Source organism: Caballeronia sp. GAWG2-1, assembly GCF_023631405.1.
Taxonomy (GTDB): Bacteria; Pseudomonadota; Gammaproteobacteria; order Burkholderiales; family Burkholderiaceae; genus Caballeronia.
Map to the genome: position 1 here is coordinate 46,314 of NZ_JALQDD010000007.1, position 17,409 is coordinate 63,722.

Sequence of the window (17,409 nt, forward strand, 5' to 3'; positions counted from 1 at the left end):
TCTCGAGGAAAGCATGAATCAAATGAATCAAGCGCCGCTGCATCGTCCGGACAATACCGGGCAGACGCGCACGGCGGCCCGTTCGATGTTCGATCCCGCGCTCGTGAAGCCCGCGATCGTCGATTCGTTCGTCAAGCTCGCGCCGCGCACGCAGTTGCGAAACCCCGTGATGTTCTGCGTGTACGTCGGCAGCATTCTCACGACCGTGCTCTGGATCGCCGCGCTCGCGGGCCAGGCCGAAGCGCCCGCGGGCTTCATCCTCGCGATCGCGTTATGGCTGTGGTTCACGGTGCTCTTCGCCAACTTCGCGGAAGCGCTCGCGGAAGGGCGCTCGAAGGCGCAGGCGGCGTCGTTGCGCAACGCCAAGCACAACGTGGTCGCCAAAAAGCTCAACGAGCCGCATCCGAAGTCGCCGATCCGCATCGTCGCATCGACGGATCTGCGGCGCGGCGATGTCGTGCTCGTCGAAGCGGGCGACGCGATTCCCGCCGATGGCGAAGTGATCGAAGGCGTGGCATCGGTCGATGAATCCGCGATCACGGGTGAATCCGCGCCCGTGATCCGCGAGTCGGGCGGCGACTTCTCGTCGGTGACGGGCGGCACGCGCGTGCTGTCGGACTGGATCGTCGTGCGAGTGAGCGTGAATCCGGGCGAGGCGTTTCTCGACCGCATGATCGCCATGGTCGAAGGCGCGAAGCGTCAGAAGACACCGAACGAAATCGCGCTCACCATCTTGCTCGTCGCGCTCACGCTCGTCTTGCTGTTCGCCACCGCGAGCCTCTTGCCGTTCTCCATGTTCGCCGTCGATGCCGCGAAGGCGGGCCACGTAGTGAGCATCACCGCGCTCGTGGCCTTGCTCGTCTGCCTGATCCCGACGACCATCGGCGGCCTGCTGTCCGCCATCGGCGTGGCGGGGATGAGCCGCATGATGCAGGCGAACGTCATCGCGACCTCGGGCCGCGCGGTCGAAGCCGCCGGCGATGTCGACGTGCTCCTGCTCGACAAGACCGGCACGATCACGCTCGGCAACCGGCAGGCGTCGTCGTTCGCGCCCGCGCCGCGGGTCGATGAACGCGAACTCGCCGATGCCGCGCAACTCGCCTCGCTCGCCGACGAAACGCCGGAAGGACGCAGCATTGTGGTGCTGGCCAAGCAACGCTTCAACATCCGCGAACGCGACATGGCCACCTTGCACGCGACGTTTCTGGCGTTCTCCGCGCAGACGCGCATGAGCGGGGTGGATCTTCCCGACCGCGAGATTCGCAAGGGCGCGGCGCTCGCGGTGAAGAAGTACATCGAGGAACACGGCGGGCGGTTTCCGCAGGAAGTGCAGAGCGCCGTGGATGAAATCGCGCGACGCGGCAGCACCCCGCTCGTCGTCGCGGAACGCATGCTCGAAGGCGGCGCGCGCGCGCTCGGCGTGATCGAGCTGAAGGACATCGTGAAGGGCGGTATTCGCGAGCGCTTTGCCGAACTGCGCAAGATGGGCATCAAGACCGTGATGGTGACGGGCGACAACCGCTTGACCGCCGCCGCGATTGCCGCCGAAGCGGGCGTCGACGATTATCTCGCCGAAGCCACGCCGGAGACGAAGCTCGCGACCATCCGCGCGCATCAGGCCGAAGGGCGGCTCGTGGCGATGACCGGCGACGGCACCAACGACGCGCCCGCGCTCGCCCAGGCCGATGTCGCCGTCGCGATGAACACCGGCACGCAGGCCGCGAAGGAAGCGGGCAACATGGTCGATCTCGATTCGAATCCGACCAAGCTGATCGAGATCGTCGAGATCGGCAAGCAGATGCTGATGACGCGCGGTTCGCTCACCACGTTTTCCATCGCCAACGACGTGGCCAAGTATTTCGCGATCATCCCGGCCGCGTTCGCGACGACGTATCCGCAATTGCGCGTGCTCGACGTGATGCATCTCGCGTCGCCGTCGTCGGCGATTCTCTCGGCGGTGATCTTCAATGCGCTGATCATCGTGTTTCTGATTCCGCTCGCGTTGAAGGGCGTGAAGTATCGCGCGCTCGGCGCAGCTTCGCTCTTGCGGCGTAATTTGCTGATCTACGGGCTGGGCGGCATCGTGTTGCCGTTTCCGGTCATCAAGCTGATCGACATGACCATCAGCGCACTCGGCTGGCAATAATGGAGATGAACATGAAGAACCTCTTGCGTCCCGCGATCGTGCTGCTGTTCGCGCTGACTGTCGTGACCGGCTTGCTTTATCCGGCCATCGTGACGGCGCTCGGACAGGCGGCGTTCTCGCATCGGGCGAACGGCAGCATCATCGAGCGAGATGGGAAAGCGGTCGGTTCGGAACTGATCGGCCAGCAATTCGATGCCCCGCGCTACTTCTGGGGCCGTCTCTCGGCGACCACGCCGAACCCGTATAACGCGAGCGCTTCGAGCGGCTCGAACCTCGGTCCGACGAACCCCGCGCTCGCCGATGAAATCAAGTCGCGGATCACCGCGCTCGACGATCCGGCGTCCGCGCCTGTCGACCTCGTGACGTCGTCGGGCAGCGGGCTCGATCCCGAGATCAGTCCGGCAGCGGCGGCGTATCAGGTCGAACGCGTGGCGAAGGCGCGCGGCCTGCCGCGCGCACGGGTCGAAACGCTCGTCGCGCAGGCAACGTCCGGTAGACAGTTCGGTCTCTTCGGAGAGCCGCGAGTGAATGTGCTTAAATTGAATCTCGCGCTCGACGATGTTCGATGATCGATCACGCTTGAAGCAATCCGCCGCCCACGATGACCCGTCCCACTCCCGATGAACTCCTCGACAAACTGCAACGTGAGGAAGCGCAGCGTCAGCGCGGCCGGCTGAAGATTTTTTTCGGAGCATCGGCGGGTGTGGGCAAGACGTTCGCCATGTTGCAGGCCGCGCGGCGTTTGCGCGAAGAGGGCGTCGACGTGGTCGCGGGCGTCGTCGAAACGCATGGGCGGAAAGAGACGCTTGCGCTGCTCGAAGGAGTCGACGTTCTGCCGCCTGCGCGCATCGAGTATCGCGGGCGGCTTCTCGCCGAATTCGATCTCGACGCCGCGCTCGCCCGCAAGCCGCAACTGATCCTCGTCGACGAACTCGCGCACGCGAACGTGCAAGGTTCGCGGCATCTGAAGCGCTGGCAGGACGTGCAGGAACTGCTCGATGCGGGCATCGACGTATACACCACGGTCAATGTCCAGCACCTCGAAAGTCTGAACGATATCGTCGGGCGTATCACCGGCATTCGCGTATGGGAGACGGTGCCCGACCGCGTGTTCGATCGCGCCGACGAAGTCACGCTCGTCGACCTGCCGCCCGAAGAGTTGCTCGACCGTCTGCGCGACGGCAAGGTCTATCTGCCGCAACAGGCCGAGCATGCGGTGCGCAACTTCTTTCGCAAGGGCAATCTCATCGCGCTGCGCGAACTGGCGTTGCGGCGCACCGCCGATCGCGTGGATGCGCAGATGCGCGAGTATCGTGCCGATCAGTCCATCGAGCGTATCTGGCGCGCGCGTGAACGGCTGATCGCGTGCATCGGTCCGGGCCCGGAAAGCGCGGCGCTGGTGCGTGCGGCGGCGCGGCTCGCGAGCGCGCTGAAGGCGGACTGGCTCGCGGTGTACGTGGAGACGCCGCGCCTGCAACGCCTTCCCGATGACAAGCGTCAACGCACCTTCGACGCCCTCAAGCTCGCCGCCGAACTCGGCGCGGAAACCGTCACGCTGGATGGCGCCGATGCGGCGGCCACGCTCATCGCTTATGCGCGCATGCGCAACGTGTCGAAGCTCGTGGCGGGTGCGTCCTTGCCCGGCGGATGGCGCCGCCTCTTCGATACGCCGATGACCGAGCGCATCGTGCGGCAGGCGGCGGATATCGACGTGACGCTCGTGTCCACCGGTCCACGCGACGAACCGCGCACGAACTACGCAATGTCGTTTACCGCGCATTCGCCGCCGCATGCGTACCTTCTTGCGCTCGTCATCGGTGCGGCCATTACGGTCGTCGCAAACTTCCTGGAAGCGCGCCATTTCGCGATCACCAATCTCGTGATGCTGTATCTGCTGGGCGTGATCTTCGCGGCGGTACGGCTCGGACGCGGGCCGGGCGTCATGCTCTCGTTTCTCTCCGTCGCCGCGTTCGATTACTTCTTCGTGCCGCCGACGCTGTCGTTCTCCGTGACGGACACGCAGTATTTGCTGACCTTCATCGTGATGCTGCTGACTTCGCTCACCATCAGCCATCTCACGTCGAGTTTGCGGCGCGAGGCGCGCATTGCATCGCAACGGGAACGGCGCACGAGCGCCATGTACGCGATGACCAAGGAGCTTGCGGCCGCGTTGATGACCGAGCAGATCATCGAGATCGGCACGCGCCATGTCTCGGAGATTTTTCAGGCGAAGGTCGCGATTCTGCTGCCCGATGCCGCCGAACAAGTGCGCCAGAAAGTGGGCGAGCCGAATCCCGACACGGCGCTTGATGCCGCGCGTCTGGATATCGATATCGCGCAATGGGTCTACGATCAGCAAAAGCCCGCGGGACATGGCGCGGAAACGCTGCCAGCCGCTGCGGCGCTCTACTTGCCGCTCAAGGCGCCGATGCGCACGCGCGGCGTGCTCGCGCTCGTCACGGGACGCGAGGCCGAATTCGCCGTGCCGGAGCAGCGGCGCATGATCGAAACCTTCGCGGCGCAAATCGCGCTGGCGCTGGAGCGCGTGCATTACGTGGAGATCGCGCAGGACGCGCTCGTCAACATGGAATCGGAGCGCATGCGCAATGCCTTGCTGGCCGCGATATCGCACGATCTGCGCACGCCGCTGACATCGATCGTCGGCTTTGCGTCGTTGCTGGAGGGCGGGGCGTCGGAAGCGTCGTCGCGCGAGCTGATTCATGCGATCCACGAGGAAGCGTTGCGCATGAGCGGGCTCGTGACGAACCTGCTCGACATGGCGCGTTTGCAGGCGGGCGCGGTGCGGCTGAACCGTCAATGGTCGATGCTCGAGGAGACCGTCGGCGCGGCACTCAACGTCATGCGCCGGACGCTCGCCGGCCGTCCGGTGCAGGTGCGCGTTCCCGCCGATCTGCCGCTTCTCATGCTCGATGCCGTGCTGATGGAGCGGCTCCTCGCGAACCTTCTCGAGAACGCGGCGAAGTACACGCCTGCGGGTTCCGCCATACGCATAAGCGCGGCGGCCGAGCAGGATGGCGATGGCCGCGTCGTGCGCGTGTGTATCGACGACGACGGTCCGGGCGTGCCTGCCGGTAGCGAAGGGCGCTTGTTCGAGAAGTTCACGCGTGGGGAGAAGGAGTCGGCGAAACCGGGCATCGGGCTTGGGCTTGCGATCTGCCGGGCGATTGTCGAGGCGCATGGCGGGCGCATCGGCGCGGAGAATCGTGCAGATGGCGGCGCGCGGTTCTGGTTCACGTTGCCGGTGGAGGAGGCGATGCCTAGGGACATGCCGCAGGACGAGGAGGCTGAAGCGCCGCAACGGGATGGCGATATGGCGGGTTGAGCGGCGAGATGGCTCGAGCCGGAATCTCGCGAGTCGGGCGCGCGGTCTTTTCGATTAACGATTACCTTGCGGCTCCGTAGACGAACCGGACGCGTTCTCACGATATCGGACGCGCAGACGACGAGCGGTGCTGCCCGGCTCAATAGGGTCGTCGCCGTTCACGAATGCCACGAATCAGCGGGCACATTCGGCTTTCTTTAGGCCTCGGCCGTCTGGTGGCGTGCCGAAGCCCGCGCCTCCATGCGATCATGCCATTCGCCGCCACGCTCACAAAACGCCATGACCGATCCTCAACCGACGCTCGAAGGACCGCGCGTTCAGCTTCGCCCGCTGCAACGCGATGACGCCCAAGCCTTGCTCGATGCCGCCGCCGACGGCGAGCTCTGGAATCTCGCGGTCACCGTCGTGCCGAACGCCGACACCATCGCCCGCTATATCGATGCCGCGCTCGCCGGTCGCGATGCCGGCACCGTCATGCCATTCGTGATCGTGCGCCGCGATACGGGCAAGGTTGTCGGTAGCACGCGCTTCTGGAAAATCGATCGCGCGAACCGCAAGCAGGAGATCGGTCATACGTGGCTCGCGGCATCGGCGCAACGCACGGGCACCAACACCGAAGCCAAGCTGCTCCTGCTCACGCACGCGTTTGAAACCATGCAGTGCGTGCGCGTGCAGTTCACCACCGACGAACTCAATGCGAAGTCGCGCGCGGCGATACTCGGCATCGGCGCGAAACAGGAAGGAATCGTGCGGCACGAGCGCATCATGCCCGATGGCCGCAAGCGCAACTCGGTGCGCTTTTCGATCATCGACGACGAATGGCCCGGCGTCAAAGCGACGTTGCTTGCCAAGCTCGAAGGCCAGGCGTAGCGGGGTCTTTCTCCGCGCGTGCATGAAGGAGACGAAGCGGCGCGTGAGCGCATACGTCGCATTCGCTTTGCCATGCAAGGCGATGCGCCTTTTCGCTAGTACGCCGCTCTGCCGTGCGAGACGAGCACGCGCTTGTAACGCGCGTCATCCGGCAAGGTCGGCACGTCGTCTTAACGTGGCATCTGTTCTCCAAACGCCGCAACGTCGCAACGCACAGCCCACGAGCGCGCTTTGCGCGTCATCCAAACAAGCCCGCACGGCTTTTCTGTCCCGCTACAATCGGACGAACAGCCTTACAGCGGAGGGTCTTACATGGATCTCATCATTCGCCGCGCGGCGCTCGTGCGCGGTCGCGAATTGGTCGACATCGGCATGGAAGCGGGGCGCATCGTCGCCATCGAGCCGCATTTGAGCGCCATCGCGCGCGAGGAAATCGACGCCGACGGTTCGCTCGTCACCGCGCCTTTCGTCGATGCCCACTTTCACATGGACGCGACGCTCTCTTACGGCTTGCCGCGCGTGAACGCGTCCGGCACCCTGCTGGAAGGCATCGCGCTGTGGGGCGAACTCAAGCCCGAACTCACGCAGGAAGCGCTCGTCGAACGCGCGATGCAATATTGCGACTGGGCGGTCGGGCGCGGCTTGCTCGCCATTCGCACGCACGTCGATGTCTGCGATCCGCGTCTGCTCGCGGTCGAAGCCTTGCTCGAAGTCAAGCGGCGCGTGAAGCCGTATCTCGATTTGCAACTCGTCGCGTTTCCGCAAGACGGCGTGCTGCGCAGCGCCGGCGCGTTCGAAAATCTCAAGCGCTCGATTGCGCTCGGCGTCGATGTGGTTGGCGGCATCCCGCACTTCGAACGCACCATGGCCGACGGTGCGGCGTCCGTGAAACTGCTGTGCGAATACGCGGCGGAGCAGGGTTTGCGCGTCGACATGCACTGCGACGAATCGGACGATCCCATGTCGCGTCACATCGAAACGCTCGCCGCCGAAACGCACCGGCTCGGCCTGCAAGGCCGCGTGACCGGCTCGCATCTTACGTCCATGCATTCGATGGACAACTACTACGTGAGCAAGCTCATCCCGCTGATTCGCGAGTCGGGCGTCGCGGCGATTGCCAATCCGCTCATCAACATCACGTTACAGGGCAGATCGGATACGTATCCGAAGCGGCGCGGCATGACGCGCGTGCCCGAGCTAATGGCGGCGGGCGTCGATGTTGCCTTCGGACACGACTGCGTGATGGACCCGTGGTACAGCCTGGGCTCCGGTGACATGCTTGAAGTGGCGCACATGGGATTGCACGTCGCGCAGATGACGAGCCAGGATGGCATGCGCGCCGCGTTCGATGCGGTGACGACGACGCCTGCGCGCATTCTGGGCATCGAAGGTTATGGGCTGGAAGTGGGATGCAACGCGGATTGCGTCGTGCTCGACGCACGCGATCCGATCGAAGCCATTCGCCTGCGCGCGGCGCGCGTGGCCGTGGTGAGACGAGGAAAGGTCGTGAGCCGAAGTCCCGCCGTGCGCGCAACGCTTGCGCTGGAGGGACGGCCGCTAAGCGTCGACTTCAAACTCTGGCGCTAGGCGGACAATAACGCGGATAAAAACGAAGGGGGCCGAAGCCCCCTTTTCGATTTATCCCGCCATGCCGTTATGCCTCAACAGCGCGTCGATGTTCGGCTCGCGTCCGCGAAACGCCTTGAACGAATCCATCGCGGGACGGCTGCCGCCGACTTCGAGAATCTCCCGGCGATACCGCGTTCCCGTCTGTGCATCCAGCACCGAACCGTTCGCGAGCTTCGCGGCTTCCTCGAACGCGGCGTAGGCATCGGCGGAAAGCACTTCGGCCCACTTGTAGCTGTAGTAGCCAGCCGCATAACCGCCCGCGAAGATATGGCTGAACGTGTTCGGCCAGCGCGAAAACGAGGTTTGTGGAATCACGTGGAACTTCTCGTTGATCTCGCGCGCCAGGTCGTTGACGTTCTGCGTGCTGTCCGCCGGATCGTAAGACGTGTGCAGGACGAGATCGAACATGGAGAACACGATCTGCCGCAAGGTGCCGAGACCGCTCTGGAAATTCTTGGCCGCCAGCATCTTGTCGAAGAGTTCTCGCGGCAGCGGTGCGCCCGTTTCGACGTGTGACGACATGTCGGTCAGCACGTCCCACTCCCAACAAAAGTTCTCCATGAACTGCGACGGCAATTCGACCGCATCCCACTCGACGCCGTTAATGCCCGACACGCCCATTTCCTCGATACGCGTCAGCATGTGATGCAGACCGTGGCCGAATTCATGGAACAGCGTGATGACTTCGTCGTGGGTGAAGCACGCAGGCTTGTTGCCGACGGGCGCCGAGAAGTTGCAGGTGAGATAGGCGACCGGCGTCTGCACGCCGCCTTGCGCGCGCTTGTGGCGTGAGCGGGCGTCGTCCATCCATGCGCCGCCGCGCTTGCCTTCGCGCGCGTACAGGTCGAGGTAGAACTGCGCGACGAGCGTGCCGTCCTGGTTTTCCACACGGAAGAAGCGCACGTCCTTGTTCCAAACGGCGGCTTCGTCACGGCGGATCGAGACGTTGAAGAGCGTTTCGGTGACCTTGAACAACCCCTTGAGCACGGCTTCCTGCGGAAAGTACTGCTTCACTTCGTTCTCGGAGAACGAATAGCGCTTCTGACGCAGACGCTCCGCCGCAAACGCGATGTCCCACGGTTGCAGTTCGGGCATGCCGAGTTCGGTGGCGGCGAACGCGCGCAGTTCCATCCAGTCGTTTTCGGCATAGGGACGCGCGCGTTTTGCGAGGTCTTCCAGGAACGCGATCACTTGCGCGGGCGACTCGGCCATCTTCGGTGCAAGCGACACTTCCGCGAAGTTCTGGTAGCCGAGCGTGCGCGCTTCTTCGAGACGCAGCGCCAGGTTCTCCACGATGTTCTGCGTGTTGTCCCACTCGGCCCGGCCCTTGCCGTAGGTCTCGCCGAGTTCCGACGCACGCGTGACATACGCGCGATACATCGCCTCACGCATCGGCCGATGCTCCGAATACTGCAGCACCGGGAAATACGACGGGAAGTGCAGCGTGAACTTCCAGCCTTCCTTGCCTTCGCGCTGGGCGGCTTCGTGTGCCGCTTCGATCACGTCGTCGGGCAGGCCTGCAAGTTCGCTTTGCTGCGTGACGTAATACGCATATGCGTTGGTCGAATCGAGCACGTGATCCGAAAACGCCTTCGAGAGCGCGGCCTGTTCTTCCTGCAACTGGGCGAAGCGCGGCTTGCGGTCCTCGGAAAGCTCCGCGCCGGACAGACGGAAGTCGCGCAGCGAGTTCTCGAGAATCTTCTTGCGTTCGGGGGAAAGGCTCTCGAAGTCGGGGCCGGCCGCAATCGCCTTGTACTTTTCGTAGAGGGCGAGATTCTGACCGACGCTCGCCGAGAACTCGGTCACGCGCGGCAGATTCGCGGCGTGAGCGGCACGCAGTTCGGGCGTGTCCGCCACCGCGTTCAGATGGCCGACGACACCCCACGCGCGCGACAGCTTTTCCGATTCGAGTTCAACTGCCTCCACGATATCCGTCCAGGTGGCGGGCGTCTCGGGCGCGCTCGCGCGATCGACGGCGCCTTTCGCGGCGGCGAGCAGCACGTCGAGCGCGGGCGTCACATGTTCGGGCTTGATGTCCCCAAAACGCGGCAGGTCGGAAAAATCGAGCAGCGGATTGGCTGCGGCGTTCGTGGTGGCTTGGATGGTATCGCTCATGACTCTCCCTTACTTGCTAATACATGCTGATTCGGGTGCGGGCGCGAGGCGCCCAAACCTTCGTTCGTTTGCTCTATTCGAGCATTATTTAAGGGCGGCGTGGGCAAAATCCAATGGTTTGTTTTTAACGGGCCGATTAATGGATGAAATTCTTTTCGTGCCAGCTCCGGCCGCTTGGTCGCTTAGTCCAGCGCCGCGCGTTCGGCCGCTTCGACGGTGTTGACGAGCAACATGGTGATGGTCATCGGTCCGACGCCGCCCGGCACCGGCGTGATGAAGCCGGCCACTTCCTTCACGTTCGCGAAATCCACGTCGCCGCAGAGCTTGCCGGCATCGTCGCGATTCATGCCGACGTCGATCACCGTCGCGCCCGGCTTTACCATGTCGGCGGTCAGGATATTGCGGCGGCCCGTGGCGGCCACGACGACATCGGCGTTGCGCGTGAAGCTGGCGATATCGCGCGTCTTGCTGTGGCAGATGGTGACGGTCGCGCCCGCTTCGAGGAGCAGGAGCGCCATGGGCTTGCCGACGATATTCGAGCGGCCGATCACCACCGCGTTCGCGCCCTTCAGGTCGATGCCGTGCGCCTCGAACATCTTCATCACGCCATAGGGCGTGCACGGGCGAAAGAGCGGCTTGCCCGTCAGGAGCGCGCCCGCGTTGGCGACGTGGAAGCCGTCGACGTCCTTTTGCGGCGCGATCGCTTCGATCACCTTATGGCTGTCGATATGCGCGGGCAGCGGCAATTGCACGAGAATGCCGTGGATCGCGGGATCGGCGTTCAGCTTGTCGATGTGCGCGAGCAATTCGTTCTCGGCGAGCGTCGCGGGAAAGCGGTCGAACACCGAATGCAGGCCGTTGTCGTGGCACGCCTTGACCTTGTTGCGCACGTAGACCTCGCTTGCCGGATTGTCGCCCACCAGCACGACCGCGAGGCCAGGCTTGTGGCCGCGAGCGGTGAGGGCGGCGGCGCGCCGGGCGACATCGGCGCGAAGAGTCTTGGAGAGGGCGTTGCCGTCGATGAGTTGGGCAGTCATGGCGAATCGGATTCGGATCGAGGATGGGCGAGAGAGATGTCCGGGCGTCGGACTCGCAGCGCCCGGCGCGATGATGCCGCGTTTGTTCGCGGGCATCGCCGGGTGTCTTCGCACCCTGGGGAAGGGCGAAATTATACCGCCGAGGGCTTCGTGGCGTTCTGGGCGGTGCGCGTCGCCGCTCCGATTCGGCGACGCGCGCATCGTTCAGGCCGGCCTTCTCACTGGGCGACCGGCTGCCACGACGAATCCGGATCGAACGACTTGATCGCCGCCGCCGTGCGCGGCGTCGCTGCGCCCAGATTCTTCTCGTACACCTGCCCGTCCTGATTGACGATGAACGACATCACGCCCGTCTGCCCATACTTTGCCGGCCACGCGATCATGGCGAAACCCCGGCTCAGGTTTCCGTCCTGCAGGTAGTTCATCGCGCCGCCTTTCGCATGCGGCCCCTGCGCCGTGAGAATGCGGTAGTGGTAACCGTAGTAGGCATCGGCCGTGTCGGTCTTGTCGGGCATGGTGGCGGCGAGCGGGCCGAGCGGGCTTTCGGGTTCACCGGGCGCGGCGTCCCAGTAAAGGCCGTCGTGCGTGCCGTGCGTGCTCAGAAAGCGCAGCGCGTAGTGGTTCGTGAGCTTCCGAAAGTCGTTTTGAGCATCGACGAAAGCGAGCGCGACCTGGATCACCGAACGCTCGTTGCGGCCAATGCGCCGCGTCAGCACTTCATCGCGCGCGGCGGGCATGTCGAAGCGCCAGCCCTGGGCCGCCTTCACGAGCGGGATCGGCAGCGTCCAGCCGCTGTCGCCCACTTCCACGTGCGCGCTGCGACGGCCGCCGAGCGGCTTGGCATCTTCGACGATGCGATGCCCCTTGGCCCACGAGCCAAGGTACTGATAGATATCCTGCTCGCCGATGCTGTCGGTCGGCACATACTGCGCGTGGTCCTTGCCGAGCACCTTGGAAAGCGCGGTTTCGTCGTTGGAGGCGATGGCATCGGTGAGCGCCTCCGCGGCGGCTTCTGGCGACGGATAAATGGCCTGCGCGTGCGCGAGCATGGGCATCGACAACGACATGAAAGCGAGTGCGGCGCAGAAGGCGCGTGAAAGTGCGAGTGCTTGGTTAAACGTCATCTCAGGCTCCTGTAGCGGATGGGGACATGGGGCGCGACACGATCAACGGCGATGAAAACCTCCGCCACCGCCAAGTCCGCCACCGCCGTGAAAACCTCCGCCGCCGAAGCCGCCTTCGCGCTGCACGCCGCCGCCGCCCGCACCAAGACCTGGGCGCTGCACGCCGCCGCCGTTGCCGCCCACGCGATTCTGCTGATTCGCGAACGACTGCCTGCTCGCTTGCCCGCGCTGCGCGTCCTGCCGGGCCGTGTTGCCGTCGCCCGCGCCGCGCAGCGCGTTATCGCGATTCACGCTCTGCGCACGCTGCCGCACGCCGTTGTTGTCGAGCGCGTTCTGACCGCCGCCTTGCCGAATGTTCTGCACGCGCTGACTCGCATTCTGGTTGAGGTTCTGGCCGGTGCGCTGCTGCAGCGTCTGTGCGGCCTGCGCGCGGGCGTCGTTACGGCCGCGATACTGATCGCGGTTGGCCGCGCCGAGATTCTGATTGTTGAAGTTGTTTTGCCGGTTCGCGACGTTGTTCCGGTTGAACTGCGGGTCGTTGCGGTTCCAGTTCACGTTATTGCTGTTCGCGTTCAGGCGATTGTTCACGTTGATGTTGTTGTACCGATTGACGTTCACGTTCACATTGCCGTGGTTCCAGTCGCAATTGCCCCACAACGAATTCGCAACCGCGATGCCCGCGCCGAACGCGAGCCCCGTCGCGAATCCGGTGGCGATCGCATAGCCGGGCGGCGGCGGCACGTACACCGGCGGATACGCGGGATACGGCCACGCGCCGTATACGACCGTCGGGTTGTAGGTCGGCACGTAGACCACTTGCGGATTGGCAGGCTGAATCTGGATAGTCTGCTGTTCGACCACGATCTTCTGCTGCTCCGTGCTCTTGAGATTGCCCGCTGTCTGCGCGGCGCGGCGCAAGCGCTGCACGGAGTCCATCACGTCGCTCGGCTGCGCAATGAACGCGTTGCCAAGTTGCGTCATCCAGTCGGGCTTGGATGCCATCGTCGCGAGCGCCTGCGGGAAAGCAACGAGCGATTGCACGCTCGGGTCCCACGGCTCGGACTGCACGGCCTTGACGGCATCGTCGCCCTTGATGTTCGAGTTGGTCTTCGACCATTGCGCGGCCTCGGTGACCTCTTGCGGGTACGTCGACGCCATCAGCACTTGCGCGAGCAGCGCATCGGGATAAAGCGCGACGGGCGCGGTGAGCGCGTCGAGTTGCTGATTGCCGAGCTTGGGCGCCGTACTGGCCGCGCCTTGAGTCTGCGCAAGCACGGACGAGCAATGCAGCGCGGCGAGCGGCATGGCGGCAAGCGCCGCGCACAGCGCGAGCATGCGGGCTTGCCGCGCGGGCCGGGTCAAACGGGTGCGATGAGCGGTCAATTTCAGTTCCTCCGTTGCACGGTATTCGATGCTTCGGGCGCGACCTTGGCGCCCGACAGACACGCACACGCCGCCGCATGACGCGACATGCGCGCGAGAGATGAGCGTGAACCAGCGGGATGGATTGGCGGTACGAGAAGTAAGAGCGAAGCCGATGAAAGGCAATGAAGCGAAGCAAGCACCGAGGCAATCACGCTGCTTTTGGCAGCACTCAATTCAAACGTTTGCCCGCGTGCCGAAGCACCGTTTGAAAAGGCGACGAATGCGTTGTCGTGCATGACCTCGTTCCCGTAAGGAGGGTGCGGTCAAGTTACGGGCCGCCCTTGTAATGTGTCAACGTGATCCACGAAATATCACGTTTTGCATGCGCGGACAACGAAGGAATGTCGAGAGAAGGGCGCGTGAATTGGAAGCGCAAATACGCATACGGCCAGCATCGAATGCCGGCCGTATGGATAAAGATTGCCTTTAGGCAGTGAACTACGGTTATTGCTGCTGCGGCTTGTTTGAAAGCGCGAGACGCAGAAGGTCGGCAACGGTATTCACGGACAGCTTCTCCATGATGTTCGCGCGATGCGCTTCCACCGTCTTGATGCTGATGCCGAGATCGTCGGCGATCTGCTTATTCAGCCGCCCGGCGATGATCCGCTCCAGCACCTGATGCTCGCGCGCCGTGAGCTTGCCAAGCCGCTCGGCGGCCGCGCGTTGCTGCTGCACGCTGCTGCTTTCGTTGCGCGCTTTTTCGAGCATGCGCTCGACGAGCTTGCGCAGTTCGGCTTCGTCGAAAGGTTTTTCGATGAAATCCATCGCGCCTTTCTTCATCGTCGAGACTGCCATCGGCACATCGCCGTGACCGGTCACGAAGATGATCGGCAGAAGCGAATTCTCGGCGATCAGCTTTTCCTGCAACTCGAGGCCGGTCATGCCGGCCATGCGCACATCGAGAATCAGGCACGAAATGGCGCCCGAATGCGCGATCGGCAGATAGACGTCGAGGAACGATTCCGCGCTCGAAAAACACTGCACGCGATACCCGTTCGCCTCGAGCAGCCAGCGCAACGAATCACGCACGGCTTCGTCATCGTCCACGACAAAGACGGTTTCCTGAGTGGTGACTGGACTGCTCATAGTTCTCCCGTAACTGTTTGTTGTCTCGTATGTTCGCTTTGCGACCCGGCGTTGCCGCCCGAGTCCGTGCCCGACCCATCCACTTCGCCGATCGGCAGGCTGCAATGGAAAGTCGCGCCGGTCACGTGTCCGTCCGATTCGACATTGTTCACGACCCAAAGGCGGCCGCGATGCGATTCGATGATCGAACGGCAAATGTTCAGCCCCATGCCCATGCCATCGGACTTGGTGCTGTAAAACGGTTCGAAGAGACGCTCGGCGGTGGCTTCATCCACACCCGGGCCCTGATCGACCACGCTGATGCACACCACGCCGCCGTCGAGCCGCTGCACGATCACGCGGATGACGGGATCGACGGCATTCGGTTTTGCATCATGCATTGCTTCGGCTGCGTTTTTCAACAGATTCACGAGCACTTGTTCGATCAGCACGGGATCGACGTAGATCACGGGCATGCGCGAGCGGATTTCCGTGACGATGCGAATCTTGCGTTTACGCGCCTCGATTTCGGCGAGACCGACTGCATCCGCGACGATATCGGCCACGCGCGTCGCCTGCCGCTTCGGCTCGCTGCGCTTCACGAACTCGCGAATGCGCTTGATGATCATGCCTGCGCGCACCGCCTGCTGTGCGGTTTTTTCGAGCGCGGGCAAGAGCGATTCCTGTGTCATGCGCCCGGATTTCACCAAGGCGACGCAGCCCGAACAATAGTTGTTGATGGCCGCGAGCGGCTGATTCAGCTCATGCGCGAGCGACGACGCCATTTCACCCATCGTCATCAAACGGCTCGTGAACTGCAGCTTCTCTTCCTGCTGATGCGCGAGTTCCTGCGCCTGCTTGCGCTGCGTGATGTCGGTCGCGATCTGCATCTGCGCGAGATGGCCGTCCACCCACTGAATGTACTGGCGGCGCACTTCGAACCACTTCTGGATGCCTTCCACATAGACTTCCTGCGCGTCGGCCGAGCTTTCGGTCAGCGCGGTTGCGGGCAGTCCGGCGTAGGTATCGACCATGTCGATGGTGTCCGACGAACTCAGCTCCGACGAACCCGAAGCGCCATCGAAACCGGCGCCCGCAAGCTGCAAGTGCCCGTCCGGACGAATGCCGAAGAGATGCCGGTAATAGCGGTTCGCGAACAGCAGTTCGGCTTCGTCGGCGGCGAGAACGGAGACGGCGGCATCGAGACTTTCGAGCACCGTGGTGAAGCGTTCGTGGGCGGCGGCGAGCTCTTCGCGCGCGCGCTTGGGTTCGGTGATGTCCGTCATCGACGACATCCAGCCGGTCTGGCGGCCCGAACTGTCGATCAACGGCGACACGTAAAGACGCGCGTGGAAGAACGAACCGTCCTTACGGCGCACGCGCAACTCGAAACCGGAAGAGGGCGCCTTGCCGCGCAGCGTCATGTCGAGTTGGCGCTGCATCTCGGGATAGGCATCGCGCGGCCAGTACGGAAACGGCGCGTTCTTGCCGACGAGATCGCTTTCGTCCCAACCCGTCATGCGGCAGAACGCGGGATTCACGTGCGTGATGCGGCCGTGCATGTCGAGCACGCGCATGCCGATCAAGACGGAGTTTTCCATCGCGCGGCGGAAGAACGCTTCGGCGTAAAGCGCCTGTTGCGCCTCGAAGCGCTGACGCGTGTGCTTCCAGAGACTCCACAAGCTCCAGAGCACGAAGCACGACAGGCCGGCGACGAGCCACACCAGCGTGTTGTTCGTGAAGTTCGTGAGCTGCGGATACGAATACACGCGCACCGACAACCCCTGGCCGGGCGGATCGAGCGGCAGATCGTAGAACATGTCGCGCGGCAGGCGTGGACGGCTCGATGTCGTCGCGAGTTCGCGATTGTTCAGATCGGTGATGGAGATCTTGTACTTCGCCGACAGCTCGCTCGGAATGTCGTGCTTCAGAATGCCTTCGATGGAAAACACCGCCGCGATGGACCCGAGGAATTCGCGGTCGCGAAACACCGGCGTTTGCAAGGTGATGTAGCCGTTGCCGAGGTCGTCGTAGAGTAAGGGCGAATAAACCTGGCGACGCGTCGTGCGCGCTTCCTCGAAGGCGGCCTGCACCGCTTCGTCCATCTGCGTGTCGTTGGGTTTGGCGAGCCGAGACCCGAGTACCGGCAGCGGCGTATTAGGCCAGCGCGGTTTGTGCTGGCTCGTGTACCAGTTCATGTAGAGGATCTCGGGATGCCCCTGCATGATGTCGGTGGAAGACGTCTGGAATGTCTGAGGGTCGCCATGACCGCTTGCGATGTCTCGCGATAACGCCTGGATCTGCTCTTGCGCACCCGTCATCGAAAGACGAATCTGTTGCTGGGCCCAGGCGACGTTCCGATATAGCGTGTCTTCCTGCTGCTGCTGCTCGCGGCGGTTGAGACTCCAGAGAATCAGGCTCATGACGACCAGAAAAACGAGGATCGAGATGAGCGGCGTGAGTAAATAGGAGTTCGACCACCACGGTCCGTGGTGCCAGCGGGTGGGCGACGAGTCGGTCGGCTTGCGCGCGACCCGCGCCGAGCGTGCGAGAAGCCGATCGGTCAACATGGAAGCGATTGTAACGCAGCGTCTGATTGTTAATTAGCGTAAAAAGGTGCTAGAGACGGCTCAATTGCGGGAAAAGGAGGAGAAA

11 protein-coding genes are annotated in these 17,409 nt (G+C 63.5%); 5 read left to right on the forward strand and 6 right to left on the reverse strand.

The window, feature by feature from the left end:
* Positions 1–13 precede the first annotated feature (13 nt).
* From kdpB to NCR98_RS05070, 5 genes are all read left to right on the forward strand, one after another.
* Positions 14–2,146: a potassium-transporting ATPase subunit KdpB gene (gene kdpB, locus NCR98_RS05050; RefSeq protein WP_284503772.1), complete on the forward strand. Its 2,133-nt coding sequence runs from the start codon at positions 14–16 to the stop codon at positions 2,144–2,146.
* Positions 2,147–2,157: 11 nt separating this feature from the next.
* Complete coding sequence (kdpC, locus tag NCR98_RS05055; RefSeq protein WP_250525667.1) at positions 2,158–2,715, forward strand: potassium-transporting ATPase subunit KdpC; 558 nt, start codon at positions 2,158–2,160, stop codon at positions 2,713–2,715.
* Between the two features lie 32 nt (positions 2,716–2,747).
* Positions 2,748–5,489 carry a DUF4118 domain-containing protein gene (locus NCR98_RS05060; protein WP_250525668.1) on the forward strand — a complete coding sequence of 914 codons (2,742 nt, stop codon included), beginning with the start codon at positions 2,748–2,750 and terminating at the stop codon, positions 5,487–5,489.
* A gap of 279 nt (positions 5,490–5,768) precedes the next feature.
* Entirely contained in the window at positions 5,769–6,359 is a 591-nt protein-coding gene (locus NCR98_RS05065; protein ID WP_250525669.1) for a GNAT family N-acetyltransferase, read from the forward strand.
* Between the two features lie 312 nt (positions 6,360–6,671).
* Positions 6,672–7,946: an amidohydrolase family protein gene (locus tag NCR98_RS05070; protein ID WP_250525670.1), complete on the forward strand. Its 1,275-nt coding sequence runs from the start codon at positions 6,672–6,674 to the stop codon at positions 7,944–7,946.
* 51 nt (positions 7,947–7,997) lie between these two features.
* Here the strand turns inward: NCR98_RS05070 and NCR98_RS05075 are convergent, their stop codons facing one another.
* The 6 genes from NCR98_RS05075 to fixL all read right to left on the reverse strand — a co-directional run bounded on the left by NCR98_RS05075 (position 7,998) and on the right by fixL (position 17,324).
* On the reverse strand, positions 7,998–10,103 hold the full coding sequence (locus NCR98_RS05075) for a M3 family metallopeptidase (protein WP_250508850.1): 2,106 nt from the start codon (positions 10,101–10,103) through the stop codon (positions 7,998–8,000).
* Positions 10,104–10,285: 182 nt separating this feature from the next.
* Positions 10,286–11,140 carry a bifunctional methylenetetrahydrofolate dehydrogenase/methenyltetrahydrofolate cyclohydrolase FolD gene (folD, locus tag NCR98_RS05080; protein WP_244827596.1) on the reverse strand — a complete coding sequence of 285 codons (855 nt, stop codon included), beginning with the start codon at positions 11,138–11,140 and terminating at the stop codon, positions 10,286–10,288.
* Positions 11,141–11,358: 218 nt separating this feature from the next.
* Entirely contained in the window at positions 11,359–12,264 is a 906-nt protein-coding gene (locus NCR98_RS05085; RefSeq protein WP_502799719.1) for a DUF2950 domain-containing protein, read from the reverse strand.
* A 42-nt stretch (positions 12,265–12,306) separates the two neighbouring features.
* On the reverse strand, positions 12,307–13,569 hold the full coding sequence (locus tag NCR98_RS05090) for a DUF3300 domain-containing protein (protein WP_244828005.1): 1,263 nt from the start codon (positions 13,567–13,569) through the stop codon (positions 12,307–12,309).
* A 564-nt stretch (positions 13,570–14,133) separates the two neighbouring features.
* Positions 14,134–14,775, reverse strand: a complete 642-nt coding sequence (gene fixJ, locus NCR98_RS05095; RefSeq protein ID WP_244827597.1) for an oxygen response regulator transcription factor FixJ — start codon at positions 14,773–14,775, stop codon at positions 14,134–14,136.
* Positions 14,772–17,324 (reverse strand): oxygen sensor histidine kinase FixL, encoded by a 2,553-nt coding sequence (gene fixL / locus NCR98_RS05100; protein ID WP_244827598.1) that lies wholly within the window; start codon positions 17,322–17,324, stop codon positions 14,772–14,774. Before fixL ends, fixJ begins: the two co-directional genes overlap by 4 nt.
* Positions 17,325–17,409 lie beyond the last annotated feature (85 nt).

Bases quoted from the DNA above. Each gene is read 5' to 3' on its own strand.
- kdpB (WP_284503772.1), top strand. From the start codon at position 14: ATGAATCAAATGAATCAAGCGCCGCTGCATCGTCCGGACAATACCGGG.
- kdpC (WP_250525667.1), top strand. From the start codon at position 2,158: ATGAAGAACCTCTTGCGTCCCGCGATCGTGCTGCTGTTCGCGCTGACT.
- NCR98_RS05060 (WP_250525668.1), top strand. From the start codon at position 2,748: ATGACCCGTCCCACTCCCGATGAACTCCTCGACAAACTGCAACGTGAG.
- NCR98_RS05065 (WP_250525669.1), top strand. From the start codon at position 5,769: ATGACCGATCCTCAACCGACGCTCGAAGGACCGCGCGTTCAGCTTCGC.
- NCR98_RS05070 (WP_250525670.1), top strand. From the start codon at position 6,672: ATGGATCTCATCATTCGCCGCGCGGCGCTCGTGCGCGGTCGCGAATTG.
- NCR98_RS05075 (WP_250508850.1), bottom strand. From the start codon at position 10,103: ATGAGCGATACCATCCAAGCCACCACGAACGCCGCAGCCAATCCGCTG.
- folD (WP_244827596.1), bottom strand. From the start codon at position 11,140: ATGACTGCCCAACTCATCGACGGCAACGCCCTCTCCAAGACTCTTCGC.
- NCR98_RS05085 (WP_502799719.1), bottom strand. From the start codon at position 12,264: ATGACGTTTAACCAAGCACTCGCACTTTCACGCGCCTTCTGCGCCGCA.
- NCR98_RS05090 (WP_244828005.1), bottom strand. From the start codon at position 13,569: ATGCCGCTCGCCGCGCTGCATTGCTCGTCCGTGCTTGCGCAGACTCAA.
- fixJ (WP_244827597.1), bottom strand. From the start codon at position 14,775: ATGAGCAGTCCAGTCACCACTCAGGAAACCGTCTTTGTCGTGGACGAT.
- fixL (WP_244827598.1), bottom strand. From the start codon at position 17,324: ATGTTGACCGATCGGCTTCTCGCACGCTCGGCGCGGGTCGCGCGCAAG.